At 65.6% G+C, this 26184-nt stretch carries 23 protein-coding genes and 1 pseudogene; 12 read left to right on the top strand and 12 right to left on the bottom strand.

The features are described from left to right. The first annotated feature begins 143 nt into the window (after window positions 1-143). From AC1DEL_RS03655 to purL, 4 genes are all read left to right on the top strand, one after another. Window positions 144-1967, top strand: a complete 1824-nt coding sequence (locus tag AC1DEL_RS03655; protein ID WP_477125224.1) for a copper resistance system multicopper oxidase — start codon at window positions 144-146, stop codon at window positions 1965-1967. Further along, the gene (locus tag AC1DEL_RS03650; RefSeq protein WP_477110269.1) at window positions 1967-2803 is read left to right on the top strand and encodes a copper resistance protein B; all 837 of its coding nucleotides are present in this window, start codon (window positions 1967-1969) and stop codon (window positions 2801-2803) included. The genes AC1DEL_RS03655 and AC1DEL_RS03650 overlap by 1 nt, the downstream gene beginning before the upstream one ends. A gap of 98 nt (window positions 2804-2901) precedes the next feature. Further along, complete coding sequence (locus AC1DEL_RS03645; RefSeq protein ID WP_092293110.1) at window positions 2902-3489, top strand: winged helix DNA-binding protein; 588 nt, start codon at window positions 2902-2904, stop codon at window positions 3487-3489. A 228-nt stretch (window positions 3490-3717) separates the two neighbouring features. Next, the gene (purL, locus tag AC1DEL_RS03640; RefSeq protein WP_477125223.1) at window positions 3718-7764 is read left to right on the top strand and encodes a phosphoribosylformylglycinamidine synthase; all 4047 of its coding nucleotides are present in this window, start codon (window positions 3718-3720) and stop codon (window positions 7762-7764) included. Between the two features lie 65 nt (window positions 7765-7829). On the opposite strand, the pseudogene AC1DEL_RS03635 reads toward purL, so the two are convergent. The 7 genes and pseudogenes from AC1DEL_RS03635 to AC1DEL_RS03605 all read right to left on the bottom strand — a co-directional run. Beyond that, window positions 7830-8087, bottom strand: a pseudogene (locus AC1DEL_RS03635) (aspartate/glutamate racemase family protein); the annotation flags it as partial. A 71-nt stretch (window positions 8088-8158) separates the two neighbouring features. Further along, window positions 8159-8479, bottom strand: a complete 321-nt coding sequence (locus AC1DEL_RS03630; protein ID WP_092293114.1) for a hypothetical protein — start codon at window positions 8477-8479, stop codon at window positions 8159-8161. Window positions 8480-8665: 186 nt separating this feature from the next. Next, window positions 8666-9460 (bottom strand): peptidylprolyl isomerase, encoded by a 795-nt coding sequence (locus tag AC1DEL_RS03625; protein ID WP_092293117.1) that lies wholly within the window; start codon window positions 9458-9460, stop codon window positions 8666-8668. 4 nt (window positions 9461-9464) lie between these two features. Beyond that, the gene (locus AC1DEL_RS03620) at window positions 9465-9779 is read right to left on the bottom strand and encodes a BolA family protein (RefSeq protein WP_092293119.1); all 315 of its coding nucleotides are present in this window, start codon (window positions 9777-9779) and stop codon (window positions 9465-9467) included. Window positions 9780-9807: 28 nt separating this feature from the next. After that, a complete protein-coding gene (locus AC1DEL_RS03615) occupies window positions 9808-10347 on the bottom strand; it encodes a septation protein A (RefSeq protein WP_092293121.1) in 540 nt (179 codons plus the stop codon). 115 nt (window positions 10348-10462) lie between these two features. Next, the gene (gene msrB / locus AC1DEL_RS03610; RefSeq protein ID WP_092293123.1) at window positions 10463-10870 is read right to left on the bottom strand and encodes a peptide-methionine (R)-S-oxide reductase MsrB; all 408 of its coding nucleotides are present in this window, start codon (window positions 10868-10870) and stop codon (window positions 10463-10465) included. A 101-nt stretch (window positions 10871-10971) separates the two neighbouring features. Further along, complete coding sequence (locus AC1DEL_RS03605; RefSeq protein ID WP_477125222.1) at window positions 10972-12528, bottom strand: protein adenylyltransferase SelO; 1557 nt, start codon at window positions 12526-12528, stop codon at window positions 10972-10974. Window positions 12529-12821: 293 nt separating this feature from the next. Here AC1DEL_RS03605 and AC1DEL_RS03600 point away from each other — a divergent pair, with 293 nt between their 5' ends. From AC1DEL_RS03600 to AC1DEL_RS03575, 6 genes are all read left to right on the top strand, one after another. Next, window positions 12822-14447: a 3-(methylthio)propionyl-CoA ligase gene (locus AC1DEL_RS03600; RefSeq protein ID WP_092293127.1), complete on the top strand. Its 1626-nt coding sequence runs from the start codon at window positions 12822-12824 to the stop codon at window positions 14445-14447. A gap of 123 nt (window positions 14448-14570) precedes the next feature. Then, entirely contained in the window at window positions 14571-15821 is a 1251-nt protein-coding gene (locus AC1DEL_RS03595; protein WP_092293129.1) for a branched-chain amino acid ABC transporter substrate-binding protein, read from the top strand. 116 nt (window positions 15822-15937) lie between these two features. Further along, window positions 15938-16885, top strand: a complete 948-nt coding sequence (locus tag AC1DEL_RS03590; protein WP_092293131.1) for a branched-chain amino acid ABC transporter permease — start codon at window positions 15938-15940, stop codon at window positions 16883-16885. Between the two features lie 3 nt (window positions 16886-16888). Continuing rightward, complete coding sequence (locus tag AC1DEL_RS03585; RefSeq protein ID WP_092293132.1) at window positions 16889-18202, top strand: branched-chain amino acid ABC transporter permease; 1314 nt, start codon at window positions 16889-16891, stop codon at window positions 18200-18202. Further along, window positions 18199-18996 (top strand): ABC transporter ATP-binding protein, encoded by a 798-nt coding sequence (locus AC1DEL_RS03580; protein WP_441591045.1) that lies wholly within the window; start codon window positions 18199-18201, stop codon window positions 18994-18996. The genes AC1DEL_RS03585 and AC1DEL_RS03580 overlap by 4 nt, the downstream gene beginning before the upstream one ends. Further along, window positions 18996-19709 (top strand): ABC transporter ATP-binding protein, encoded by a 714-nt coding sequence (locus AC1DEL_RS03575; RefSeq protein ID WP_477125221.1) that lies wholly within the window; start codon window positions 18996-18998, stop codon window positions 19707-19709. The genes AC1DEL_RS03580 and AC1DEL_RS03575 overlap by 1 nt, the downstream gene beginning before the upstream one ends. A 3-nt stretch (window positions 19710-19712) precedes the next feature. Here AC1DEL_RS03575 and AC1DEL_RS03570 read toward each other — a convergent pair whose 3' ends face one another. Continuing rightward, window positions 19713-19952: a hypothetical protein gene (locus tag AC1DEL_RS03570; RefSeq protein WP_477104973.1), complete on the bottom strand. Its 240-nt coding sequence runs from the start codon at window positions 19950-19952 to the stop codon at window positions 19713-19715. Between the two features lie 252 nt (window positions 19953-20204). Between AC1DEL_RS03570 and AC1DEL_RS03565 the strand changes: the two genes are divergently transcribed. Beyond that, entirely contained in the window at window positions 20205-20648 is a 444-nt protein-coding gene (locus AC1DEL_RS03565) for a DUF3597 domain-containing protein (protein WP_477110163.1), read from the top strand. 75 nt (window positions 20649-20723) lie between these two features. On the opposite strand, the gene AC1DEL_RS03560 is transcribed toward AC1DEL_RS03565, so the two are convergent. From AC1DEL_RS03560 to AC1DEL_RS03545, 4 genes are all read right to left on the bottom strand, one after another. Further along, window positions 20724-21062, bottom strand: coding sequence for a hypothetical protein (locus AC1DEL_RS03560; RefSeq protein WP_092293140.1), 339 nt, complete (start codon window positions 21060-21062; stop codon window positions 20724-20726). A 1-nt stretch (window position 21063) separates the two neighbouring features. Further along, window positions 21064-21381 (bottom strand): hypothetical protein, encoded by a 318-nt coding sequence (locus AC1DEL_RS03555; protein WP_092293142.1) that lies wholly within the window; start codon window positions 21379-21381, stop codon window positions 21064-21066. Further along, a complete protein-coding gene (locus tag AC1DEL_RS03550; protein WP_441591042.1) occupies window positions 21362-21994 on the bottom strand; it encodes a hypothetical protein in 633 nt (210 codons plus the stop codon). The genes AC1DEL_RS03555 and AC1DEL_RS03550 overlap by 20 nt, the downstream gene beginning before the upstream one ends. A 101-nt stretch (window positions 21995-22095) precedes the next feature. Further along, window positions 22096-23595 carry an amino acid permease gene (locus tag AC1DEL_RS03545; RefSeq protein WP_477125220.1) on the bottom strand — a complete coding sequence of 500 codons (1500 nt, stop codon included), beginning with the start codon at window positions 23593-23595 and terminating at the stop codon, window positions 22096-22098. 502 nt (window positions 23596-24097) lie between these two features. Between AC1DEL_RS03545 and AC1DEL_RS03540 the strand changes: the two genes are divergently transcribed. Next, window positions 24098-26179 carry a 3-hydroxyacyl-CoA dehydrogenase NAD-binding domain-containing protein gene (locus AC1DEL_RS03540; protein WP_092293149.1) on the top strand — a complete coding sequence of 694 codons (2082 nt, stop codon included), beginning with the start codon at window positions 24098-24100 and terminating at the stop codon, window positions 26177-26179. The last annotated feature ends 5 nt before the right edge of the window (window positions 26180-26184 follow it).

Raw genomic sequence — 26184 nt, 5'->3', positions numbered from 1 at the left:
CCCATCCGTGCGAGGCAACAGTGTATGTCGCTCCCTCAACATGACAAGAAGATTACCGGAATGTAATGTTCGGGTCATTTGTCGGTTACTGCGAAGTCACTAAGCTGGCTGCGCCTATATAAGAGACACCAAGGATTCATTGCATGCGACCCATATCTCCGGCGGGGCTGTTGCTGCCATCGCCGCGCGGCCTGACAAGGCGTCGATTCGTTCAGGGCCTGGCGGCAGGCGGCGTGCTGGGGGCGGTTGGCGCCGTGCCGGCATGGGCGCAGGCGGCCACCGGCCCGGCCCGCGCCGGCAGCGGCACCGCGCCGGTGCTGCGCGGCACCGAGTTCGATCTCGTCATCCAGGACGCGGTGGTGGACTTCACCGGCCGGAAAACCATCGCCCCGACCATCAACGGCATGCTGCCCGGTCCCACGCTGCGCTGGCGCAAGGGCGATACGGTGACGATCCGCGTGACCAATCGGCTGAACGAGCCCACGTCGCTCCATTGGCACGGCATCCTGCTGCCGTACCAGATGGACGGTGTGCCCGGGATCAGCTTCCCGGGCATCGCGCCCGGCGAGACGTTCACCTACCGCTTCAAGGTGGCGCAGAGCGGCAGCTACTGGTACCACTCGCATTCCGGCTTCCAGGAGATGACCGGCGTGTACGGCGCGATCGTGATCGATGGCGATGACGACACGATCCGCGCGGATCGCGACTATTCGGTGCTGCTGTCCGACTGGACGGAAGAAGACCCGATGCGCATCCTGTCCAAGCTCAAGACCCAGAGCGACTACTACAACTACAACCGGCCCACGGTGGGCGACTTCTTCCGCGATGTGTCGCAGGACGGCCTGGGCGCCGCGCTGGAGAAGCGCAAGATGTGGAACCAGATGCGGATGAATCCGACGGATCTGGCCGATCTCTCGGGCGCCACGCTGACCTACCTGATGAACGGCGTCACGCCGGCCGGCAACTGGACCGGCCTGTTCCGCGCTGGCGAGACGGTGCGGCTGCGCTTTATCAACGGCGCCGGCAATACGTTCTACGACGTGCGGATTCCGGGGCTGAAGCTCAAGGTGGTCCAGGTGGACGGGCAGGGCATCGACCCGGTTTCCGTGGACGAATTCCGATTCGGCCCCGGCGAGACCTGCGACGTGCTGGTGACGCCGACCGACGACGCCCACACGGTCTTCGCCCAGTCGATGGACCGGAGCGGCTACGCGCGCGGCACGCTGGCCGTGCGGGATGGGATCGAGGCGCCCGTGCCGCCGCTGGACCAGCCCGAGTGGCTCACCCCGGTCGACATGATGGGCAGCATGGACCATGGGGCGATGGACCATGGGGCGATGGATCACGGCGCGATGGATCACGCTGCGATGGGGCACATGGACCACGGCGCCATGGATCACAGCCAGCACGGCATGGCCGCGCCGGACCGGCTCCGGGTGCCCAGCACCAAGGCGCTCCACGCGCGCACCGAATACGGCCCGAGCACCGACATGCGCGTCGACATGGCCCGCACCAACCTCGACGACCCCGGCATTGGCCTGCGCAACAACGGGCGGCGCGTGCTGACCCTCTCGGACATGTATACGATCGGCGGCCCGATGGACCCGCGCGGCCCGGGGCGTGAAGTCGAACTGCACCTGACCGGCAATATGGAACGCTACACGTGGTCATTCGATGGGGTCGAGTTCGGCAAATCGACGCCGGTGCGCTTCCGCCACGGCGAGCGGCTGCGCGTGATCCTCCACAACGACACGATGATGACCCACCCGATGCACCTTCACGGCCTGTGGAGCGAGCTTGAGGCGCCGGACGGCTCCTTCCAGGCGCGGCGGCACACCATCCCGGTTCAGCCCGCGCAGCGCATCAGCTTCCTCGTCACCGCCGACGCGCTCGGCCGCTGGGCCTGGCATTGCCACCTGATGATGCATATGGACGCCGGCATGTTCCGCGAAGTGGTGGTGGCATGATGACGCTGCAATTTCGGAAAAGAATGATTGTCGCGGCGCTGTTTTCCGGGCTGGGCACGAGCGCTGCGCTGGCCCAGCACGATGCGATGCAGGGTGGCAGCGCGCCCGCCGATGCGCGCGACCCGCACGCGTATTCGGATGGTTACCAGCTGGGCGTCGGCCAGTACGCACTGGGCGGCCATCGGTCCTTGCACATGATGGATGAGCACCCCTTCGGCTCGGTGCTGATCGATCGGCTCGAATGGGCGCACGGCAACGGCAACAATGCCGCCGCCTACGAGGCCCAAGCGTGGTTCGGCGGTACCTACAATCGGCTCGTGATCAAGGCCGAAGGGGAGGCCGCGCAGGGCAGGGTGCACGATGCGCGCACGGAATTGCTCTGGGGCCACGCGGTGGGCTCGTACTGGGACACCCAACTCGGCTTCCGGAACGATGTCGGCCATGGCCGGCCGGCCCGGAACTGGCTGGCGATGGGCATCCAGGGGCTGGCGCCGTACTGGTTCGAGCTGGACGCGACGGCCTATGTCGGCACGGAAGGGCGCACCGCGCTGCGCCTGGCGGCGGAATATGAGCTGCTGCTGACGCAGCGGTGGATCCTCCAGCCGCGTATCGAGGCCAATCTGTACGGGAAGAACGATCCGGAGACGGGCGTCGGCAGCGGGCTGTCGAGCGGGACGGTCGGCATCCGGCTGCGCTACGAGATCAGCCGGCAGTTCGCACCCTATGTCGGCGTGGAGCGCTACCAGTCGTTTGGCAATACCGCCGACATGGTCCGCACGGCCGGTGGCCGCAGTGGCGAGACCCGCTTCGTGGCCGGCGTTCGCGCCTGGTTCTGAGCCGGATTTTTGACTCAGGCCGACTTCACCTCGATAATTCGTCAACAATCTGTCGTGATTCGACGAATTTTATTCATCTTCGAAGGGAGACCTGCTTCATGGCACGCAAGCCAGTCCAGGCCAGCGCGTCCGACGACGCGCCATCGGCCGCCGTCCGGCCTCCCGCCACGCTGGGCCGCGCCGCCGGCGTCAACATCGTCTCATCGTCGCACCTCGTCTCGGTGCGGAGCCCGGAATTGTCCGAGTTCGAGTTCGGCCTGAACACGGCCTACAACGCCTACAGCCGCTGGGTGGTGCGCTGCATGGGCGCGGCTGGCGTGCGCGACCTGACCTTCCTGGACGTGCTGGTGCTCCACCACGTCAATCACCGGGGCCGGGCCAAGCGGCTGGCCGATATCTGCTTCGTGCTGAATGTGGAAGACACCCACCTTGTCACCTACGCGCTGAAGAAGCTGGCAGGCCTGGGGCTGGTCGCCGGCGAGCGGGTGGGCAAAGAGGCCACCTACGCCACCACGCAGGCCGGCGCCGAGGCCTGCGCCCGCTATCGCGAGATCCGCGAACAGTGCCTGACCAGCAATTTCACCGAAGGTAGCGAGGAAAACATCGAGATTGGCGAACTTGCGCGCCTTTTGCGGGTGTTGACCGGCTTGTACGAGCAGGCGGCACGCTCGGCGACGTCGCTCTAAGCATCGGCTATCAATCAAGTGATTCATGGCGCACTAAAACGGTGCGTCCGCTGCACTTGCCGGTGTCGCAGCCGATTTGGACGTCCATGTCCGCCTCCGTCCCATTGCGCAATGCAAAAAGCGGGCCCCGGCAAGGTACAATAGCGGTTTCCCGCCAGCCGGTTCCCCACTCAGCGGTGCCGGCGGCCGCCAGCCCCGACCTCCCTACGCCTCCCGACCGCTACGATCATGGCGCATTTCTCGTGCTTCCCCGGCGCTTTGGCGCTTTCCGCCTTCCGCCAGCAACGCCTGCTTGCCACGCTCAAACAGATCGATGCCGATATTGAATCGGTACATGGCCAGTTTCTGCATTTCGTCGATACCGACACCCCGCTTTCCGCCGAAGACCAGTCGCGCATTGCCGCGCTGTTGACCTACGGCACGCCGTTCACGGCCCAGACCGAGGGCGACCGCTTCGTGGTGATTCCGCGTTTCGGCACGATCTCGCCATGGGCCAGCAAGGCCACGGACATCGCGCATAACTGCGGGCTGTCCCACGTGCACCGCATCGAGCGTGGCGTGGAGATCACCGTGATCTGCAAGAAGGGCCTGCTGCGTGGCCGCAAGACGCTGGACGCCGACGTGCGTGCCGCCGTGGCCGCGCACCTGTTCGACCGCATGACCGAAACCGTGATCGCCTCGCGCGAGGACGCCGCTGGGCTGTTCCAGGAACTGCCGGCCAAGCCGCTGCGCTTCGTGGACATCGCCACCGGCCGCGCTGCGCTGGAGGAGGCCAACACGGCGATGGGTCTCGCGCTGTCCGAGGACGAGATCGACTATCTGCTCGACGCCTACGCCAAGCTCGGCCGCAACCCGACCGACGTGGAACTGATGATGTTCGCGCAGGCGAACAGCGAGCACTGCCGCCACAAGATCTTCAACGCCACGTGGACGATCGACGGCGTGAGCCAGGACAAGTCGCTGTTCGCGATGATCCGCAATACGCACCAGCTGAATCCGCAGGGCTCGATCGTCGCGTATTCGGACAACTCGGCCGTGATGGAAGGCAATATGGCCGAGCGCTGGTTCCCGCGCGGCGCGGACCAGCAGTACGGCCGGCACGAGGCGCTGACCCACACGCTGATGAAGGTGGAGACCCATAACCATCCGACCGCGATCTCGCCGTTCCCGGGTGCCTCCACTGGCGCCGGCGGTGAAATCCGCGACGAGGGTGCCACGGGCCGGGGTGCCAAGCCCAAGGCGGGCCTGACCGGCTTCACGGTGTCGAATCTGATGCTGCCGGACGCCATCGAGGCCTGGGAAAACGCTCGCGATGCCGCCCAGCCGGTGGCCCATCGCAATCCGGACGACAAGGCCGGCGTGACCGGCAAGCCGGACCGCATCGCCTCGCCGCTCCAGATCATGATCGAGGGCCCGCTCGGCGGCGCCGCGTTCAACAACGAATTCGGCCGCGCCAACCTAGGCGGCTACTTCCGCGTCTACGAGCAGAACGTGGCCGGCACGGTGCGCGGCTATCACAAGCCGATCATGATTGCCGGCGGCATCGGCAATATCGACGCGGGCCATACCCACAAGGACCCGCTGCCGGCCGGCACGCTGCTGATTCAGCTCGGCGGCCCGGGCATGCGCATCGGCATGGGCGGCGGCGCCGCCAGCTCGATGGCCACCGGTACCAACACGGCCGACCTCGATTTCGATTCCGTGCAGCGTGGCAACCCCGAGATGGAACGCCGCGCGCAGGAAGTCATCAACGCCTGCTGGCAGCTTGGCGACGACAACCCGATCCTGTCGATCCACGATGTGGGCGCGGGCGGTATCTCGAACGCCTTCCCGGAGCTCGTGGACGGCGCTGGCCGTGGCGCGCGCTTCGACCTGCGTCAGGTGCACCTGGAGGAGTCGGGCCTGTCGCCGGCGGAAATCTGGTGCAATGAATCGCAGGAGCGCTATGTCATGGCGATTGCGCCGGACAGCTTCCCGCGCTTCCAGGCCATGTGCGAGCGTGAGCGCGCCCCGTTTGCCGTCGTCGGCGTGGCCACCGAGGAGCAGCAGCTGCAACTGGTGGACGCCCACGTGGACGCCGCGCTCAAGGAGCACTTCACGGTAGACATGCCGATGGACGTGCTGCTGGGCAAGCCGCCGCGCATGCACCGCGACGTGACCCGCGTGACCAAGGAACTGCCGCCGGTGGACGTGACCGGCATCGCGCTGGAGCAGGCGGTGCGCGACGTGCTGCGCCACCCCACCGTGGCCAGCAAGTCGTTCCTGATCACCATCGGTGACCGTACCGTGGGCGGCATGAACGCGCGCGACCAGATGGTCGGCCCGTGGCAGGTGCCGGTGGCCGATGTGGCCGTGACCACGCTCGACTACAAGGGCCGCGCTGGCGAGGCGATGACCATGGGCGAGCGCACGCCGCTGGCCGTGATCGACGCACCGGCCTCCGGCCGCATGGCGATTGGCGAGGCGCTGACGAACCTGGCGGCCGCACCGGTCAAGGACCTCGGCAAGGTCAAGCTGTCGGCCAACTGGATGGCCGCCTGCGGCGTGGCGGGCGAGGATGCCAAGCTGTACGACACCGTGCATGCCGTTGGCATGGAACTGTGCCCGGCGCTGGGCATCAGCATTCCGGTCGGCAAGGATTCGCTGTCCATGCGCACCAAGTGGCAGGACGCCGACGGCGACAAGGAAGTCGTGGCGCCAGTGTCGCTGATCATCTCGGCATTTGCCGCCGTGGATGACGTCGACAATACCCTGACGCCGCAGCTTCGCACGGACCAGGGTGACAGCGTACTGATCGCCATCGACCTGGGCCGCGGCAAGAACCGCATGGGCGGCAGCATCCTGGCGCAGGTGACGCAGCAGGTGGGCGACCGCGCGCCGGACGTCGACAACGCCGACGACCTGAAGAACTTCTTCAACGTGATCCAGCGCCTGAACCGCGAAGGCAAGCTGCTGGCCTACCACGACCGCTCGGACGGTGGCTTCATGGCTGCCGTGGCGGAAATGGCGTTCGCGGGTCACTGCGGCGTGTCCCTGAACGTGGACATGCTCGCGCTCGACCCGACGCAGGAACAGGACTATGGCGATGCCAAGAACTGGGCCCAGCAGGTGGCGGAGCGCCGCAACGAGCAGACGCTGCGCGCGCTGTTCTCCGAGGAACTGGGCGCCGTGATCCAGGTGCGACTCGACGAGCGCGACGCGGTGTTCGGCGTGCTCCGCGAAGCCGGCCTGTCGGCCTGCAGCCACGTGATCGGCAAGCCGAATGCGACCGATCAGCTCGAGGTGTACCGCGACGCCAAGAAGGTGTTCGGCGCTGCCCGTGCCGAACTCCAGCGCAACTGGTCGGAAGTCAGCTGGCGCATCGCGCGCCTGCGCGACAACCCGGCCTGCGCGGACAGCGAGTACCAGCTGCTCCAGGACGATACGGACCCTGGCATCAGCCCGGTGCTGACGTTCGACCCGGCCGAGGACATCGCCGCGCCGTTCATCGCCACCGGCAGCCGTCCGCGCGTGGCCATCCTGCGTGAGCAGGGCGTCAACTCGCACCTCGAAATGGCATACAGCATGGACCGCGCCGGTTTCGATACGCACGACGTCCATATGAGTGACCTGATCGCCGGCCGGGCAAGCCTGGCCGACTTCAAGGGCTTCGTGGCGTGCGGCGGCTTCAGCTATGGCGACGTGCTGGGTGCCGGCGAAGGCTGGGCCAAGACCATCCTGTTCAACGCGCAGATGGCCGAGCAGTTCGCGGCCTTCTTCAACCGCCAGGACACCTTCGCGCTCGGCGTTTGCAACGGTTGCCAGATGCTGAGCAACCTCGCCCCGATCATCCCGGGCGCCAATGCCTGGCCGAAGTTCACGCGTAACCAGTCGGAACAGTACGAAGCGCGCTTCGTGACCGTGCAGGTCGAGCAGTCCTCGTCGATCTTCTTCGCCGGCATGGAAGGCAGCCGCATTCCGATCGTCGTGGCACACGGCGAAGGGTTTGCCGACTTCTCGCAGCAGGGTGATATCCAAGCCGCCAAGGTGGCGCTGCGCTTCGTCGACAACAAGGGCGCGGTGACGCAGGCCTATCCGCTGAACCCGAACGGCTCGCCGGACGGTATCACCTCGGTCACGACCGTGGACGGCCGCTTTACGGCCCTGATGCCCCACCCGGAGCGCGTGTTCCGTGCAGCAACCATGAGCTGGGCCCCGGACGCCTGGAAGCAGGCCACGGACGGCGGCAGCCCGTGGATGCGCATGTTCCGCAACGCACGGAAGTGGGTCGGTTGATCGCTGCAAGGCGCTAGCCGGCCTGAAATCCCAGAAAAGCCCGCGCAAGCGGGCTTTTCTTTTGCTCATTTGCCATGCGCAAGCCCCCAGTCTCCGCGCTTGCTGGTGGAGAGCCGCAGCGAGACAAGCGCCTCGGCCATCTTGACGGCGCAGGACACGCCGTCGATGACCGGCGCGCCAATCGCGTCGGAGATCTCGTCGCACAGGTCGGTCATGCCCGCGCAGCCCAGGACGATGCAGTCGCTCTGGTCCTCGGCCAGCGCCTCGCGGCAGGCTTCAGTGATGATGTGGCGCGCATCCGAGCCCGGCCGCTCCAGTTCCAGCCTGGCCGAGAAATCGTCGGGTCAGGGGTGATGCCAGAGATACTTGAAGCCGAGGTCGGGGGGAAGCGAGGTCAGGCCCTCGCGGGGTTCAAGGTGGGGTCGATGGGCGCCGTGTCTGCCTGGAGTCGGGCGCTCCAGGGCAGGTAGCGCGAGTACAGCAGGCGCATGCGGTCGGCGTCGGGCGGCACGGGCAGCTCGCCGTGCATCTCCATATAGGCGATCGTGGCCTGGAGCAGCTTGGTCTGTGCGTAGCGGTCGCGCTCGGGCAGGTGGGGGTGGAGATGGCGCCAGCGCATGCCCGTGCAATCGATATGGGGCATGCCCAGCGCGCAATAGACGATGCCGCGCGAGTAGAGGTGCCACAGGTGCCAGTAGCCGCTTGTCACGCCCATGCTTGCGATGCGCTCCCAGGATGCCGGATGCCGGTCCGGAACAGCCCGGCGGCCCGTGGGAAACATCTTACCGAGCGCACTGTGCCGGGGGAATGTCGAAATCTCCCCAAAGTGTGCGCCAGCGCGCCCGGAAAACAAAAACCGGCGCCTGGGCGCCGGTTTCGGTATCGGGAAACGCCGGGATCCTTACTGGATCTTGGCCTTTTCCTTGATCGACTTCATCATCGCCTGGAACTGCTCGCGCTGCCAGGCCTGGTCGCCCATCAGCATCTGTTGCAGCTGCGGCTTCACTTCCTCGAACGACGGGATCTTGGCGTCGCGCGTGTCCACCAGTTCGATGATGTGCCAGCCAAACTGGGTCTTGACCGGCGTTTCGGTCATCTGGCCCTTCTTCAGGCCGGTCATCGCGGCCGAGAACTCGGGCACGTAGCTGGTGCTGTTGGCCCAGTCCAGGTCGCCGCCGTTGACAGCCGAGCCGGTGTCCTTCGACGAAGCCTTGGCCACGTCCTCGAACTTGGCGCCGCCCTTGATCTTGGCGATGATCGCCTTGGCGTCGGCTTCCTTCTCCACCAGGATGTGGCGGGCGTGGTATTCCTTGCCGTTGCCGAACTGCGCCTTGATCTTGTCGTACTGCTTGCGCAGTTCGTCGTCGTTGGCGCCGTTGGTGCGCACGTAGTCCTCGAACACCGCGCCGGCCAGCACGTTGAGCTTGGCCTGCTCGAGTTGCTCCTGCACGTCGTCGCGCTGGGTGATGCCGCGCTTGTTGGCTTCCTGCAGCAGCAGTTCCCGGTCGATCAGCATGGTGCGGGCCCGGTCGCGCAGCTCGGGGCTGGCGGGCTGGCCGGTGCCGGCGATCAGCTTGTCCAGCTTGGCCGAGGGGATGGGCTTGCCATTCACAACGGCGGCGTTCTGGGCGATTGCGGGCAGGCTGCCAGCAGCAAGCACAGCCGCCAGGCTGAACGAGAGGACGGTGGTCTTCATGGAATCAGGTCTGAGAGTTGCGGGTAGCGTCGCGTGAAGCTTCGCGGGATTGATATTCTTGGTCGGTGTAGGCGCTGACGGCCAGCGCATGAATCTGCGCCGGGAACAGGGCGCGCAGCGCATCATACACCATGCGATGGCGGGCAACCCGCGAGTGGCCCGCAAACAACTCGCTGACGATCAGCACATCGTAATGGCCTCCGCCCGAGGCCGCGCCGGCATGGCCGGCATGGGCCGCGCTGTCGTCGCGCACGGTCAGGCGGGAGGGGTCGAGGGCCGCACGCAGCAGCGTCTCGATGGTGGCGGGGTCTGCAGCCATCCGGGTTCCTTGTAGCGTGGCGTCCGGTTTACTCGGACGGGGTTTCCTGGATATGGCGCGACATCCAGATGCTCTGCAGCACGATGAACACCAGCATCAGCCCCATGCTGCCGAACAGCTTGAAGTTGACCCAGGTATCCGTGGAGAACGTGTACGCCACGTAGAGGTTCAGCAGGCCCATGGCGGCGAAGAAGCCCGCCCAGGCGGCATTCAGGCGGCCCCACATCGCGTCCGGCAGGGTGACCTGCTTTTCCATCATGGCCCGCACCAGGTTCTTGCGCCAGCCGATGACAGAGCCCACCAGCGTCACCGCGAACAGCCAGTAGAGCACCGTCGGCTTCCACTTGATGAAGGTCTCGTTGTGCAACAGGATCGTTGCACCGCCAAACACGCCAATGATCAGCAGGCTGACCCATTGCATCGGCTCCACCTTTCCATGGCGGATGCGCACCCAGGCAATCTGGAGCACCGTGGCAATCATCGCGACGGCCGTGGCCGGATAGATGCCGAACAGCTTGAAGGCGATGAAGAACAGGATGACCGGAAACAGGTCGAAAAGAAATTTCATGCGGACGATTGTTGATTGGCGGGCTTGCCGAGCGCAGAGGCCCGCGGCCGCGCCATTGTACTTGGGGAATGGCGCGCGGCGGGCATCCGAAGCAACGATTACATCACTCGATGAATCACCCGCGATCGGAAGGATCCCGATCGTCGAATTTTAGCGCAGCCGAGTTGATGCAATAGCGCAGGCCGGTGGGGGCCGGGCCGTCCTCGAACACGTGGCCCAGGTGGCTGCCGCATTCCTTGCAGCGCACTTCCACGCGGGTCATGCCGTGGGTGTGGTCCGTGTGCTCGTCGATTACCTCGCCGTTGATTGGCTTGAAATAGCTGGGCCAGCCGCAGCCGGCGTCGAACTTCGTGGCCGATTCGAACAGCGGCGTGCCGCACCCCACGCAGTGGTAGATGCCCTGGTTCCAGTGGTCCCAGTAGCGGCCCGTGAACGGGCGCTCGGTGGCGGCTTCGCGCGCGACGCGGTACTCGATGTCGGAAAGTTGCTCACGCCATTCGGCGTCGGTTTTCTTGGTGGTCATCTTGCGTCCTTCTCATTAGGCGGTGGCGCGGGGCCCCAGTCTTGCTTGGTCGGACTCGCGCGGCAATCCTTACAGATTCAGAAATTCACGTTATGTCGATGTCACGACGAGCAACTGACTTCGAGCCCGGACGCCCAGTCCGGCGGCAGGGCGGCATAGGCTTCCGACTCGGGTTGCTCGTCGAATGGCCGGGACAGCACGGCCAGCAGCCGGTCTACCTCGGAGAAATCCTTGTCGCGCGCGGCGCGGATCGCGGTTTCTGCGAGGTGGTTGCGCAGGATGTACTTCGGGTTCACGGCGAGCATGCCGGCGGCGCGCGTAGCGTCGTCGGACTGCTCGGCCTGCAGCCGGGCGCGGTATTCGGCCGCCCAGGCGTCCCAGGCGGCGCGGTCCAGGAACAGGTCGCGCACCGGGGCGTCGGCGTTCGCATCCTTCCCCGAGATGCGGGCGAGGTTGCGCCAGAACAAGGTGTAGTCCACGCGGTTGGCGTGCAGTACCCGGAACAGGTTGGTCAGCAGCGCCTCGTCCTCGTTTTCCTGCCCGCCCAGCGGGCGCAGGCCCAGCTTGGCGCGATAGTGGCGGAAGAAGGCGGCGGCGTAGCGGTCGCGGAACGGGTCGAGCGCCTCGCGCGCGGCGGCCACTGCAGCTTCCTTCGCTGCTTCCTTGGCGGCCTCGGGATCGGCTGCATCGGCCGCATCGGTATCGCGCCAGAGCGGGAGCAGCGCCTGCGCCAGGCAATGCAGGTTCCAGAACGCCACCTGGGGCTGCTGGCTGTAGGCGTAGCGGCCCTGCTGGTCGGAATGGTTGCAAATATGGTTGGCGTCGAAGGCGTCCAGGAAGCCGAACGGACCGTAGTCGATGGTCAGGCCCAGGATCGACATGTTGTCCGTGTTCATCACCCCGTGGCAGAAGCCGACGGCCTGCCAGTGCGCCACCATGTCCGCAGTGCGCAGCGAGACCTCGCGCAGCAGCGCCTGGTAGGGGTTGCCGCCGGCGTCGCGGCAGGCGGGGTAGAAGCGGTCGATGACGAAATCGGCCAGCTCGCGCAGCGCGGCATGGTCCTCGCGCGCGGCGAAGTGTTCGAAATGGCCGAAGCGGATAAAGCTCGGCGCCAGGCGCGTGACCACGGCGGCGGTCTCGATGGTCTCGCGGCGCACCGGAGCGTCCGAGCCGACGATGGCCAGCGCCCGCGTCGTCGGCACGCCCAGCGCGTACATGGCCTCGGAGCACAGGTATTCGCGGATCGACGAGCGCAGCACCGCGCGGCCATCGGCCATGCGCGAGTAGGGCGTCAGGCCGCCCCCCTTGAGCTGGATTTCCCACGGGCCGTCGTCGCGCTCGGCCTCGGCGAGGCGGATGGCACGGCCATCGCCCAGTTGCCCGGCCCAGACGCCGAACTGGTGGCCCGAGTAGACCGTGGCCAGCGGGTCGGCCCAGTCAGGCACGCGGTTGCCGATAAAGGTGTCGAGGAAGTCCGGCTGGCTGGCTTCGGCGCCGATCGTCTGCGGGTTCCAGCCCAGCAGCGCGGCGGCAGCCGGGGCCACGCTGACCAGGTAGGGCGAGGGCAGCGGCGTGGGCTGCAGGCGCGTGAAGAAGCGCTCGCCCAGCGCGGCAAAGCCGGGCGCGGTGCGGAACGGTACGGGGGACTCAGGGGGCATCGACGTCCTGCTTTGCGATCTGCGGAGGTGAATAGGGGGTGCCGAAGTGCGCTTGCAGGCTAGGGGAAAACGACATATTGAGACGCATCAGGGCACGCAGTATTGTACTTGCACCGGTTTTCCCCTGTCGGCCGAGGGGGTGTCCACCGGGGCGCCATGCCTTATCGATAGCGGACATCAATCTCGTGCATGACGTGGACGCGCATGCGGCGAGGAGCACGGGAACATTCCGCCAAAAATAAGCACGGTTGTTCGTTTTTCTCTGCCGACCACGACAAGACTGGAGACATTCCATGGCATTGATGGGTCAAATGATGAGCGCGCCGCTGCTCATTTCCTCCATCATCAAGCACGCTGCGCGGTATTACGCCAGCACAGAAATCGTCTCGCGGCGGACCGAGGGCGACCTCCACCGCTACACCTACCGCGATTGCGAACTGCGGGCCCGCAAGGTGGCCCAGGCCCTTGGCGCGCTCGGCGTGCAGCAGGGCGAGCGGGTCGGCACGCTGGCGTGGAACGGCTATCGCCACCTGGAGATCTACTACGGCGTCTCCGGCATGGGCGCCGTCTGCCACACCATCAATCCCCGGCTGTTCCCGGAACAGATCGCCTATATCGTCAATCACGCCGAAGACCGCTACGTGTTCTTCGACGCCACCTTCCTGCCGTTGGTGGAAGGCGTGGCGCCGCACTGCCCGAACGTGAAGGGCTGGGTGATGATGACCGACCGCGCCCACATGCCGGCCGACGCCAAGGTGCCGCTGCTCTGCTACGAGGACCTGATCGACGCGCAGGATGGCGACTACACCTGGCCGGAATTCGACGAAAACCTGGCCTCCAGCCTCTGCTACACCTCGGGCACCACCGGCAATCCGAAGGGCGCGCTGTATTCGCACCGGTCCACGGTGCTGCACTCGTATGCGTCCGCGCTGCCCGATGCGCTCGGCTGCTCCGCGCGGGACGTGATCCTGCCCGTCGTGCCGATGTTCCACGTCAACGCCTGGGGCCTGCCGTACTCGGTGCCGCTGGTCGGCGCCAAGCTGGTGCTGCCGGGGGCCAAGCTGGACGGCCCCTCGCTCTACGAACTGTTCGAGCAGGAAAAGGTGACCTTTTCCGCTGGCGTGCCGACGGTCTGGCTCGGTTTGCTCCAGCATGTCAATGCGAACAATCTGAAATTCTCGACGTTCCGTCGCACCGTGATCGGCGGTTCGGCGGCGCCGCCGGCCATGATCCGCGCGCTCGAGGCGCTGGACGTGGAGGTGATCCACGCCTGGGGCATGACCGAGATGTCGCCGCTGGGCACCTCGTGCAAGCTGCTGGCCCGCCATGAGGACCTCCCCGAGGACGCGCGCCACAAGATCCTGGAGAAGCAGGGCCGGGTGATCTATGGCGTCGACATGAAGATCGTCGATGGCGAAGGCGCCGAGCTGCCGTGGGACGGCAAGGCCTTCGGCGACCTGTATGTGCGCGGCCCGTGGGTGATATCCACCTACTTCCGCAACGACAACACGCCGCTGGTCGATGGCTGGTTCCCCACCGGGGACGTGGCGACCATCGACGAAGAGGGCTACATGCAGATCACGGACCGCAGCAAGGACGTGATCAAGTCCGGCGGCGAGTGGATTTCGTCCATCGACGTCGAGAACGTGGCTGCCGCCCACCCGGCGGTGCATATGGCCGCGTGCATCTCCGCCTATCACCCCAAGTGGGACGAGCGCCCGCTGCTGGTGGTGGTCAGGCGGCCCGGCATGGACATCACGCGCGAAGCGCTGCTGGCCTTCTTCGAGGGCAAGGTCGCCAAGTGGTGGATCCCGGACGACGTGGCGTTCGTCACCGAGATGCCGCTGACGGCCACCGGCAAGATGCAGAAGCTCAAGCTGCGCGAGCAGTTCAAGGATTACAAGCTGCCAACCGCCTGAGTCAACCGGCGTAGACCGGGGCCGGGTGCAATTCCCATCCATAACAGGCAGCAACAGGCAGGCGGCAACCCCGCCCGCGGCGGTGCCAATCGCCATTCGATAACGAGAGTGAAGGAGACAGGTATGACGAAGATGCGTCCGCTGGTGGCTGGTGTGGCGGTATTTGCGGCACTGGGTTCCACGCTGGTGTCGGGCATGGCGGGGGCGGAGACGGTGAAGATTGCCTTCATCGATCCGCTGTCGGGGCTGATGGCCCCGGTGGGACAGAACCAGCTCAAGAGCTGGCAATACGTGGCCGAGGTGGCCAACCAGAAGAACTGGGCCGGCGCGCACAAGTTCGAGGTGGTGGGGTTTGACAACAAGCTGTCGCCGCAGGAAAGCCTGACCATCCTCAAGCAGGCCGTGGACCAGAACATCCGCTATATCGTGCAGGGCAACGGCTCCTCGGTGGGGCTGGCGCTCGAAGACGCGGTGGCCAAGCACAACGAGCGCAATCCGGGCAAGGAAATCGTCTACCTGAACTACGCGGCGGTTGACCCGGACATGACCAACAGCAAGTGCAACTACTGGCACTTCCGGCTGGACGCCAACTCGGACATGAAGATGGAGGCGCTGACCACCTTCCTGGCCAAGGACCAGAACGTCAAGAAGGTCTACCTGATCAACCAGAACTACTCGTTCGGCCACCAGGTGACGCGCGCCGCCAAGGACTACCTGAAGCGCAAACGTCCGGACATCCAGATCGTGGGCGAGGATCTGCACCCGCTGGCGCAGGTCAAGGACTTCGCGCCGTATGCGGCCAAGATCAAGGCGTCGGGCGCCGACACGGTCATCACCGGCAACTGGGGCAGCGACCTGGCCCTGCTGATCAAGGCCGGCAAGGACGCCGGGCTGACCACGAACTACTACACCTACTATGCCGGCACCACGGGCGTGGCAACGGCCATGGGCGCTGCCGGCGCCGAGCGGGTCAAGTACGTGGGCTACTACAACCCGAACAACAAGGGGTTCAAGGGCTCGGACATCATCGAGGGGTTCAAGAAGAAGTACAACGACGATTTCTACGTGATGGCGTCGTACACGGGCATCGCCATGCTGAGCCAGGCCATGAAGAAGGCCAACTCCACCGATCCGGTGAAGGTGGCCCACGCGCTGGAGGGGCTCAAGGTGGAGAGCATGAACGGCACCGTGGAAATGCGTAACACCGACCACCAGGCGCAGCAGCCGCTCGTGGTGGCCACGTGGACCAAGGTGGACGGCAAGGAAGTCAAGTACGACGCCGAGAACACCGGCTACGGCTGGAAGACGAACGCGGAGCTCGACCAGTTCGTGGCCGCCCAGCCCACGTCCTGCCAGATGAAGCGCCCGGGCTGATCCGGCGCGCGACCGGCATCTGAGCGATCCGGGGCCGGACGGGTTTCCGTCTGCCCCGGATCGGCGGACAATCACGCTTTTGCCCTGGGCGCCACACGTCCACCGAAGGACCCGCCGTGGAATTTTTCGTCATTTCGCTATTGAACGGCATCAGCTACGGGCTGCTGCTGTTCATGCTGTCATCGGGGCTCACGCTCATCTTCAGCATGATGGGCGTGCTCAATTTCGCGCATGCCAGCTTCTATATGCTGGGCGCCTACTTTGCCTACACCATCGCCAGCAAGATCGGCTTCTGGCCGGCGCTGATCCTGGCCCCGCTGCTGGTGGCCGGAGCCGGCGCGCTGGTCGAGCGCTTCGGGCTGCGCACCGTGCACAAGTTCGGTCACGTCGCCGAATTGCTATTCACCTTCGGCCTGGCCTACCTGATCGAGGAAGGCGTGAAGCTGGTCTGGGGACTGGCCGCGGTGCCGTACCGGATTCCGCCGGAACTGGACGGGCCGCTGTTCACGGTGTTCACCTCGTCCTTCCCCACCTACCGGGCGTTCATGATGCTGGTCTCGCTGGGCATGCTGGTGGCGATCTACCTCGTGCTGACCCGCACCCGCATCGGGCTGGTGATCCAGGCCGCGCTGACGCACCCGGAAATGGTCGAGGCCCTCGGCCACAACGTGCCGCGCGTGTTCATGATGGTCTTCGGCGGCGGCGCCGCGCTGGCGGGGCTGGCGGGGGTGATCGGCGGCAATGCCTTCGTGACCGAGCCGTCGATGGCGGCGGCGGTGGGCTCCATCGTCTTCGTGGTGGCTGTGGTGGGCGGCATGGGGTCGCTGGTGGGGGCGTTCATCGCCTCGATCCTGATTGGCGTGCTGCAAACCTTCGCGGTGACGATCGACGCCTCGCTGGCGGGCCTGTTCGGCAGCCTGGGGCTCAACGTCAGCGACGCCACGCCACTGAGTTCGGTCTGGAAGCTCACGGTGGCCCAGGTGGCGCCCGTGATGCCGTACCTGCTGCTCGTGGTGATGCTGATTTTCCGCCCGCGCGGGCTCATGGGCACCCGGGAGAGTTGAGCGATGGAGACCACGACCATGCAACAGACTCCCAACGCGGTGGTCACCGGCCGCACCATGCGCTACCGCCCGCTCAACCTCGCCCGCTGGATCATCTGGGGCGCCACGGCGCTGCTGATGCTGGTGATGCCGATGATCTTCACGGGCGGCTTCGCCGTGACGCTGATGTCCCAGATGGGCATCATGATTATCTTCGCGCTGTCGTACAACATGCTGCTCGGGCAGACCGGCATGCTGTCCTTCGGCCATGCGGTCTACGCGGGCCTCGGCGCGTTCATCGCCGTGCATGTGCTGAACATGATCGGTGCCGGCAAGGTCTGGCTGCCGGTGTCGATGCTGCCGCTGGTGGGCGGGCTGGCCGGCGCGTTCTTCGGCGTGCTGTTCGGCTACGTGACGACCAAGAAGTCCGGCACGACCTTTGCCATGATCACCATGGGCATCGGTGAGATGGTGTTCGCCAGCTCCCTGATGTTCCCGGACTTCTTCGGCGGCGAGGGCGGCATTTCCACGAACCGGGTGGTCGGCGATCCCTTCCTGGGCATCACCTTTGGCCCGGGCCGGCAGGTCTATTACCTGATTGCCCTCTGGTGCCTGGCGTCCATGGTGGCGATGTACGCCTGGACCCAGACGCCGCTCGGCCGCATCGCCAACGCCGTGCGCGACAACCCGGAGCGCGTCGAATTCATCGGCTACAACACCCAGCGCGTCCGCTTCCTCGTAGTGATTCTTTCGGCATTTTTCGCGGGTATCGCCGGGGCCTTGTCGGCGATCAACTTCGAGATCGTCTCCGCCGAGAACGTCAGCGCGGTGCGCTCGGGCGGCGTGCTGCTGGCGGCCTTCATCGGCGGTGCGGGGGTGTTCTTCGGTCCGGTGATCGGCGCCGTGGTCTTCGTACTGTTCGCGGTGGCGCTGTCGGACCTGACCAAGGCCTGGCTGCTCTATCTCGGCCTGTTCTTCGTGATGATGGTGATGTTCGTGCCGGGCGGCATCGCCAGCCTGCTGCTGATGCAGATGCCGCTGCTGGCGAAGAAGCGCTTCGGGCGGATGCTGCCCAGCTACGGCCAGGCGGCCGTGGCCGGCCTGGTGCTGCTGGCGGCGCTGATCCTGACCGTGGAGCTGGTCTACAAGGTGCAGGTGGATAGCGCCAACGGCACGGCGATGCGGCTGTTCGGCGTGGCGTTCGACGCCGGCACGGTGGCCCCGTGGATCTTCGCGGCGGCGCTCTGGGCCGTGGGCTACGTGGCGTGGCGCTGGGCGGGGGGCCGCGTGCGCGCCGAACTCGACAAGATTCAGGCGGAATTCGGAGGTCAGGCATGACGGCGGCCATGGCAGGCGGGGGCACGCCCGCGCTGGAACTCATCGATGTGCGCAAGAAGTTCGGCCAGACCGAGATCATCCGTGGCGTGACGCTGGCCATCGGCAAGGGAGAGCGCCACGCGATGATCGGGCCGAACGGGGCGGGCAAGTCCACCACGTTCAACCTGATCTCGGGGCGGTTTGCGCCTAGCTCGGGCACGGTCAGGCTGAACGGCCAGCCCATCAGCGGGCTGCGGCCGTTCGAGATCAACCGGATGGGGCTCTCACGCAGCTTCCAGATCACCAATATCTTTCACCGGCTGTCCGTGTTCGAGAACCTGCGCTGCGCGGTGCTGTGGTCGCTCGGCTACAAGTATTCGTTCTGGCACCGGCTCTCCGAACTGCGCGACGCCCGCGAGCGGGCAGACGAGGTGCTGGAGCTGATCGGCATGCAGCATCGGCGCAATTCGCAGGCCGGGCTGCTGACCTATGCCGAGCAGCGCGCGCTGGAGATCGGCATCACCATCGCGGGCGGCGCCGAGGTGATCCTGCTGGACGAGCCCACGGCCGGCATGAGCCGGTCGGAATCGGACCACGCGGTCGAACTGATCCGCAAGGTCACGGTCGGCAAGACGCTGGTGATGGTGGAGCACGACATGAGCGTGGTCTTCGGCCTGGCGGACCGGATCTCGGTGCTGGTCTACGGCGAGGTCATCGCCACGGACACCCCCGAGGCCATCCGCAACAACCGCAAGGTCAAGGAAGCCTACCTGGGCACGAGCCTCGACGAACCCGTGCCGGAAGGAGCGCACTGATGGGCAAGCGGATGCTGGACGTTACCGGGCTGCACGCCTATTACGGCAAGAGCCACATCCTGCACGGCGTGGACGCCCATATCGACGAGGGCGAGATCGTGGCGCTGCTGGGCCGCAACGGGGTGGGACGCTCGACCATGGCCAAGGCGATCCTCGGCATGGTCAAGGCCGAGGGGTCCGTGCGCTTCCGCGACGAGGAAATCCTGGGCCGCCGCACGTTCGAGATCGCCCATGCGGGCATCGGCTATGTGCCGGAGAACCGCGACATCTTCCCAGGCCTGACCGTGCGCCAGAACCTGCTGCTGGGCGAGAAGCGCAACCCGCGCCAGTCATCGCCGCGCTGGTCGGTGGACGATATGTATCAAATGTTCCCAAGGCTGAAGGAGCGCGAGAACACGTCAGCCGGCGTGCTCTCGGGCGGCGAACAGCAGATGCTGACGCTGTGCCGCACCCTGATGGGCGACCCCGACCTGATCCTCATCGACGAACCCACCGAAGGCCTCGCGCCCATGATCGTGGCGCTGGTCGGCGATTTCCTGAAGACGCTGAAGGAGCGCGGCGTGTCGGTGCTGCTGATCGAACAGAAACTGGCGATCGCGCTCGATATCTCCCAACGGGTGTACGTCATGGGCCACGGGCACATCGTGTTCGAGGGCACGCCGACCGAACTGAAGGCGAATGGACAGGTGCGGAAGGAGTGGCTGGAGGTTTGAGGGTTACTTCCGCCGCCCCGCGCCCGGGCGGCTCTTTGGCTTGGCACGCTTCTTAGTAGGCGCAGCCGGGGTGAGGGCGGCCAGCCAGGCATCAGTCGTGGTTTTCATCATGCTGGACGTTGCCAACGCGGCCTGGCGTTTGGCTTCGGCGGTCGCGCGGCCTCGGGCGGCGCCCGCTACGGCGTTGGCGCCGCTCAGCCACATGCTCAGCATGGGGTTTTTCTTCAGCCAGGGGTTCTTCATCGTCGGTTCCTTGGAGTTCGTCGATCGTTCGTCGATCAATAAGGAACCGGGGCGCACGATGCGTGCCAGTGCGGGACGCCGCCGGGCGTGGCGAGGGATGGGGCGGCGTTGCAGAATCGCCCGACCGTTCCGCTCGCGCGTTGTAACGATGGCGGCAGTTGGCGGCTCAAGCGCCGTGCGTGGCGTGGTGCGACGATGGGAACGGAACTTGCGGGACGGGTTCGCTACAACGAACGTTGCGCAGGAGGCGCCATGAGCATCTTCAAGGACATTCTGAACAAGCTGCTGCACCGGTCCCAGCCGGCCCAGTCGCCGGCCGGCACGGCAACCGCCACGCCCGGCACGACCTCGCCTGCCGCGAGCCCCAATCCGGCCAGCCCCGGCGCAACCGTCCCGGCCGGCGCGAGCGCCGCGGGTGGCGCTGCAAAGCCGCTGTCGGCCGTCGATGTGGAAGCGGTCATGGACAAGGCCGTCACCGAGTCGGGGCAACAACTGAACTGGCGGACGTCGATTGTCGACACCATGAAGGCGCTCGGCATCGACAGCAGCCTGGAACACCGCAAGGAACTGGCGAAGGAGCTGAACTACACCGGTGACATGAACGACTCCGCCGCCATGAACATCTGGCTGCACAAGAAGGTCATGACGGAGCTGGCCGCGAACGGCGGCAAGCTGCCGCCGAACCTGGCGTCGTAAGTCAACGAAAGGGCGGGGGCGCGCCGGTGTGGACGTCTCTCGATCACCAATCCAGTGATCAGTGATCGAGGGGCACTATACCGGCCAACCTCCGGTGAACAGTCCGATCAGCGTCGTTACGAGCCAGGGCAGCGACCATGCCCAGTTCAGCCATATTGACCGCTGGCGGATCCAGAGCCCAGCGAGGGCGAACAGCCAGTAGCAGGCAGTCAGTCCCTGACGGTAAAGATGGGCGAGCGGGTCCTGAAACCCCTCCGACTCCCAGATCGGCCCATACACGGGATAGGTGGCCTGCGGGCCTTCGAGGACATTGGCTGCCGCCAACAGGCATTGGAGCGCAAGGGCCAGGAGGTGGCACATCAACATCCCCGACCAGACCATCCGCAACCCGCGTTCGATATTGGACCAGGGCATGTCAGGGATAGATATAGGCGTGCAGGACGATGCCGAACAGCAGTGGCATCGACCATGCCCAGTTTAGCCAGCGGCGGCGTTGCCGGACCCACAGCCCAGCCAATGCGAACAGAAGCAGGAAGATCTGTTCCCCGCTCGATTCGAAGTATGCGCGAAGGTTGGGGAATCCCTGGATCCGCCAGAGGGGCGGGCCGTTGTCGTCAGCAGGGTGCGGAATGCCGGCGACCGTCGCGAGGTCCGCGCACACGCTTAGGAAAAGAACGACCAGCAGCACGGACCAGAGGATGCGACAACCACGTTCAATAGCGAACCACGACATCCATGTCCTTTCCATACTTTAGAAATGCATCAACGAATGAAGGCATGTCGGAGGTCAGGTCTATACAGCCTGCCGAGCCGGCGACCCAGCCACCATGGATCGAGAAATCGCTGCGTCCATGTGTCCGGGTGCCCGGGAGTGGGTCCAGCCATACCCGGCGCTTGCCCCAGGACATGACGCAGCCCGGCCAGGTTCCACTTCCCTTCACGATGCCGAAGGCGCGGATGATGCACCGTCGTCGATCGGACCAGGAGTAGTTTTCCCACCGCTGCAGGCGGTCTTGCCTTGCACTGTAGTGGCCTTCGGGAATGGGCCCCAGATGCCGGGTTGCCTGATGTTCCTTGTCTGTATGTCCGGGCGCGCCCGAGACAGCATGCCACGACTGGTGCGCGCCATTCTCAACCCAAATGAGACGTGTGCCGTTGAAGTGCAACGTCGCTCGACGGGACTCCATGCGACGTATGGTCTCGGCAAGTCCGAGCATGCGAACGATCGATTCAGTATCGTTGCCAGCGGCGGCGGCAATCCCCAAGCGGCGGCCCGCCAGTTCGCGGAGCTCGGTTGCCAGATCCTGGCTCGCGTCGACTTCCCTGGCGATGTCTCTGGCGTCCATATGGGCCTCCACTCAAAGGTGAACGCCCAGCCTACCTATCCGACCGCTGCCCGCCTTGCGCGGGATCAATTGCCCGCATACTGTCTCAAACCTCAACACCCTTACCGCTTCGTTGCCTTCGGCAGGTCGAACGGCATGTCCTCATAGTCGATCAGCCGGGTCTTTTTGACGATCCGGTAGCCGATCCACAGGGCCAGGAACATCGGCACGCCGATATAGGTCGCCAGGATCTCTGGCCAGCGGTTGGCAATATCGGCGAATGCCGGGTAGTTCTGGCCGGCCACGATGACCACACACAGCACGCCGGCGAAGATCGGGCCGAAGGGGTAGAGGGGGGACCGGTATGCGAGGTCGCTCACGCTGTAGCCCTGGTAGACCAGCCCGCGCCGGAAGCGGTAGTGGCTCAGGGCGATGCCGAGCCAGGCGAAGAAGCCGGTCATGGCCGAGGTATTGAGCAGCCACAGGTACACCGCCTTGTCGCCAAACAGTGAACTGAAGAAGCACAGCGCGCCGATGCCGGTGGTGATCAGCAGCGCGTTGAACGGCACGCCGCTCGGCGTCAGCCGGGCGAACATGCGCGGGGCGCGGCCGCTGACGGCCAGGCCGTACAGGATGCGGGTGGAGACATACATGCTCGAGGTGCCCGCCGACAGCAGCGCCGTCAGCACCACCGCGTTCATCAGCCCCGCCGCGAAGGCCAGCCCGGCGTGGCGGAAGACCAGCGCGAACGGGCTCACGCCCACGTCGGTCACGTCGTTGCGGAGCAGGCTCGGGTCGGTGTAGGGAATCAGCACGCCGATGATCAGGATCGCCAGCACATAGAACAGCAGGATGCGCCAGAACGTCTGCCGGATGGCGCGCGGCAGCGTGCGGGCCGGGTCGGTGGCTTCGCCGGCGGCCACGCCCACGGTCTCGGTGCCCTGGAACGAGAACCCGGCGATCATCGCCACCGCGAACATCCCCGGCAGCCCGCCGACGAACGGCGCCTCGCCCATGGTGAAGTTGTGCCAGCCCGACTGCGGCCCGCCGTGCATGATGCCGACAATCATCAGCACGCCCACACCGAGGAACACCACCACCGTGACCACCTTGATCAGCGCGAACCAGTATTCGGCCTCGCCGAAGCCGCGCACCGAGAACGCGTTGAGCGCGAACATCAGTGCCAGGAAGCCGGCGCTCCAGGCCACGCCCGGCACGTCCGGGAACCAGTACTGCATGACGAGCTGGGCGGCGGTCAGTTCCACCGCAATCGTCACGGCCAGGCTGAACCAGTAGTTCCAGCCCAGCGCGAAGCCGAAGCCTTCCTCGACATAGACCGCGCTATAGGTGACAAACGAGCCGGCCACGGGCATGTGCACGGCCAGTTCGCCGAGGCTGGTCATCAGGCAATAGACCATCAGGCCGATCAGGCAGTAGGCGAGCAGGGCGCCGCCGGGGCCGGACTGGGCGATCGAGGCGCCGGAGGCCACGAACAGCCCCGTGCCGATGGCCCCGCCGAGGGCGATCATGGTCAGGTGGCGTGCCTTGAGCTGGCGGCGCAGGTCGTCGTGCTCGACGACGGGATGTTGATGCGGATGGGGATGCGAGTGAGTGGAAGACATCAGGTAGACACAGGGTCGCTGCAACGTCAGGGAATACCGGCGGCCTCGTAAGCCGGCCGGGGCGCGCGGGGACGCCATACCCATAAAAACGAAAAGGCGCGAGTCTAACCTGTCCTTTTTAGTGGATTGGAGGGCGGCGTCAAATAAAGTCGAACCTGGGCCGCAGGGTGGTTGAAAAGTGCCTCCGCCGCCATGACGGGCATCAAGCGGGCCGATTCCCTACGGGTTCCCCCTGAGGGTTTCGGCCCGCTTCGAGGCTCACCATGAACGCCGGATGGAGCGGCCATGAAGCCCGCGCATGACAGGGAATCCATCGCAGAAAATTGAAATTGAACGACCGTGCTATTTTGTGTATGCTTGATCCGCTTTCGGGCCCGACAGCCCGTGGAGCAAGGGATTGCGGGGTGAGGAGACATTTCACGACACCGCCGCGCAAGGCCCCGGCCGTAACAAAAATTCGAGAATTCGAATCCCGAGACAACCAAAGACCAAAGGAACCAGCATGACAGCGCAGTATCAGGTTCAGGACGGCGTTGCCGTCATCACGCTCGACAATCCCCCCGTCAACGGCCTGGGTCACAGCACCCGGCTGGGCATCGTCGAAGGCTTGACCCGTGCGCTGGACGATGCGGCCGTCAAGGCCGTCGTCATCACCGGCGCCGGCAAGGCTTTCTCGGGCGGCGCCGACATCCGCGAATTCAACACGCCGAAGGCCACGCAGGAGCCGACGCTGCATTCGGTGATCCGCGCCGTGGAAGCCTCCGCCAAGCCGGTTGTGGCCGCGATCCACTCGGTCGCCATGGGCGGCGGGCTGGAACTGGCGCTGGGCTGTAACTACCGCGTGGCCGCCAAGGGCGCGCAGATCGCGCTGCCGGAAGTGAAGCTGGGCCTGCTGCCCGGCGCCGGTGGCACGCAGCGCCTGCCACGCGTGATCGGCCTGGAGCATGCGCTGAACATGATCGTCTCGGGCACGGCCATCCCGTCCGAGAAGTTTGCGGGTTCGAAGCTGTTCGATGAAATCGTCGACGGTGACGTGCTGCCCGCCGCCATCAAGTTCGCCCAGAACGTTGGCGCGGCCCCCGGCCCGTACCCGAAGGTGCGCGACCTGAAGGTGCGCCACGAGAACGCCGAGGGCTTCCTGGCCTTCGCCAAGACCACCGTGGCCGCCGTAGCCAAGAACTTCCCGGCGCCGCTGAAGTGCGTGGAGGCCGTGGCCGCCTCGCTCAAGCCGTTCGAGCAGGGCCTGAAGGCCGAGCGCGAAGGCTTCATGTACCTGGTCGGCACGCCGGAATCGCGCGCGCTGCGCCATGCCTTCTTCGGCGAGCGCGCCGCCAGCAAGATTCCCGATGTGTCCAGCGACACGCCGGTGCGCAAGGTCGAGCGCGTGGCCGTGATCGGCGCCGGCACCATGGGCGGCGGCATCACCATGAACTTCCTGAACGCAGGCATTCCGGTGACCATGCTGGAAACCAAGCAGGAAGCGCTGGACCGTGGCGTGACCACGATCCGCAAGAACTACGAGAACAGCGCCAAGAAGGGCAAGCTCACGCAGGAGAAGGTCGAGCAGCGCATGGGCCTGCTGAACACCACGCTGTCCTATGACGACATCAAGGACGCCGACATGGTCATCGAGGCCGTGTTCGAGGAAATGGGCGTCAAGGAAATCGTGTTCAAGAAGCTGGACGAAGTGATGAAGCCCGGCGCGATCCTGGCCTCCAACACCTCCACGCTCGATGTGAACAAGATCGCCTCGTTCACCAAGCGTCCGCAGGACGTAGTCGGCATGCACTTCTTCAGCCCGGCCAACGTCATGAAGCTGCTGGAAGTGGTGCGTGGCGCGGAAACCGGCAAGGACGTGCTGGCCACGGTGATGCAGATCGCCAAGAAGATCAAGAAGACTGCCGTGGTGTCCGGCGTCTGCGACGGCTTCATCGGCAACCGCATGATCGAGCAGTACAGCCGCCAGGCTGGCTATCTGCTGGACGAAGGCGCGCTGCCCGAGCAGGTGGACAAGGCCATCGAGAAGTTCGGTTTCGCCATGGGCCCGTTCCGCATGGGCGACCTGGCCGGCAACGACATCGGCTGGGCCATCCGCAAGCGCCGTGCCGTGGACAAGCCGGACATTCAGTACTCGAAGACCGCCGACAAGCTCTGCGAGCTGGGCCGCTTCGGCCAGAAGACCGGCGCCGGCTGGTACGACTACAAGCCGGGCGACCGCAAGCCGTACCCGAACCAGCAGGTCAACGACATGATCGTCGAGCACTCGAAGGCGCTCGGACTCACGCGCCGCAAGATTTCCGACGAGGAGATCGTGGAGCGCCTGGTGTTCGCGCTGGTCAACGAGGGCGCCAAGATCCTGGACGAAGGCATTGCCTCGAAGGCGTCCGACATCGACATGGTCTACCTGACTGGCTACGGCTTCCCGCTGTTCCGCGGCGGCCCGATGCTGTACGCGGACCAGGTTGGCCTGTTCAACGTGGTCCAGGCCATGCAGCGCTACGCCAAGGGTTATCACGGCGAAGCCTGGAAGCCGGCCGCACTGCTGACGAAGCTGGCCGACGAGGGCAAGGGCTTCAACGGCTGACCCGC

The sequence above is a fragment of the Cupriavidus sp. 10L43_2 genome, assembly GCF_056395265.1.
This window is presented reverse-complemented; position numbering and strand designations above follow the sequence as displayed.

Bases quoted from the DNA above. Each gene is read 5' to 3' on its own strand.
- AC1DEL_RS03655 (WP_477125224.1), top strand. From the start codon at position 144: ATGCGACCCATATCTCCGGCGGGGCTGTTGCTGCCATCGCCGCGCGGC.
- AC1DEL_RS03650 (WP_477110269.1), top strand. From the start codon at position 1,967: ATGACGCTGCAATTTCGGAAAAGAATGATTGTCGCGGCGCTGTTTTCC.
- AC1DEL_RS03645 (WP_092293110.1), top strand. From the start codon at position 2,902: ATGGCACGCAAGCCAGTCCAGGCCAGCGCGTCCGACGACGCGCCATCG.
- purL (WP_477125223.1), top strand. From the start codon at position 3,718: ATGGCGCATTTCTCGTGCTTCCCCGGCGCTTTGGCGCTTTCCGCCTTC.
- AC1DEL_RS03630 (WP_092293114.1), bottom strand. From the start codon at position 8,479: ATGGGCGTGACAAGCGGCTACTGGCACCTGTGGCACCTCTACTCGCGC.
- AC1DEL_RS03625 (WP_092293117.1), bottom strand. From the start codon at position 9,460: ATGAAGACCACCGTCCTCTCGTTCAGCCTGGCGGCTGTGCTTGCTGCT.
- AC1DEL_RS03620 (WP_092293119.1), bottom strand. From the start codon at position 9,779: ATGGCTGCAGACCCCGCCACCATCGAGACGCTGCTGCGTGCGGCCCTC.
- AC1DEL_RS03615 (WP_092293121.1), bottom strand. From the start codon at position 10,347: ATGAAATTTCTTTTCGACCTGTTTCCGGTCATCCTGTTCTTCATCGCC.
- msrB (WP_092293123.1), bottom strand. From the start codon at position 10,870: ATGACCACCAAGAAAACCGACGCCGAATGGCGTGAGCAACTTTCCGAC.
- AC1DEL_RS03605 (WP_477125222.1), bottom strand. From the start codon at position 12,528: ATGCCCCCTGAGTCCCCCGTACCGTTCCGCACCGCGCCCGGCTTTGCC.
- AC1DEL_RS03600 (WP_092293127.1), top strand. From the start codon at position 12,822: ATGGCATTGATGGGTCAAATGATGAGCGCGCCGCTGCTCATTTCCTCC.
- AC1DEL_RS03595 (WP_092293129.1), top strand. From the start codon at position 14,571: ATGACGAAGATGCGTCCGCTGGTGGCTGGTGTGGCGGTATTTGCGGCA.
- AC1DEL_RS03585 (WP_092293132.1), top strand. From the start codon at position 16,889: ATGGAGACCACGACCATGCAACAGACTCCCAACGCGGTGGTCACCGGC.
- AC1DEL_RS03580 (WP_441591045.1), top strand. From the start codon at position 18,199: ATGACGGCGGCCATGGCAGGCGGGGGCACGCCCGCGCTGGAACTCATC.
- AC1DEL_RS03575 (WP_477125221.1), top strand. From the start codon at position 18,996: ATGGGCAAGCGGATGCTGGACGTTACCGGGCTGCACGCCTATTACGGC.
- AC1DEL_RS03570 (WP_477104973.1), bottom strand. From the start codon at position 19,952: ATGAAGAACCCCTGGCTGAAGAAAAACCCCATGCTGAGCATGTGGCTG.
- AC1DEL_RS03565 (WP_477110163.1), top strand. From the start codon at position 20,205: ATGAGCATCTTCAAGGACATTCTGAACAAGCTGCTGCACCGGTCCCAG.
- AC1DEL_RS03560 (WP_092293140.1), bottom strand. From the start codon at position 21,062: ATGCCCTGGTCCAATATCGAACGCGGGTTGCGGATGGTCTGGTCGGGG.
- AC1DEL_RS03555 (WP_092293142.1), bottom strand. From the start codon at position 21,381: ATGTCGTGGTTCGCTATTGAACGTGGTTGTCGCATCCTCTGGTCCGTG.
- AC1DEL_RS03550 (WP_441591042.1), bottom strand. From the start codon at position 21,994: ATGGACGCCAGAGACATCGCCAGGGAAGTCGACGCGAGCCAGGATCTG.
- AC1DEL_RS03545 (WP_477125220.1), bottom strand. From the start codon at position 23,595: ATGTCTTCCACTCACTCGCATCCCCATCCGCATCAACATCCCGTCGTC.
- AC1DEL_RS03540 (WP_092293149.1), top strand. From the start codon at position 24,098: ATGACAGCGCAGTATCAGGTTCAGGACGGCGTTGCCGTCATCACGCTC.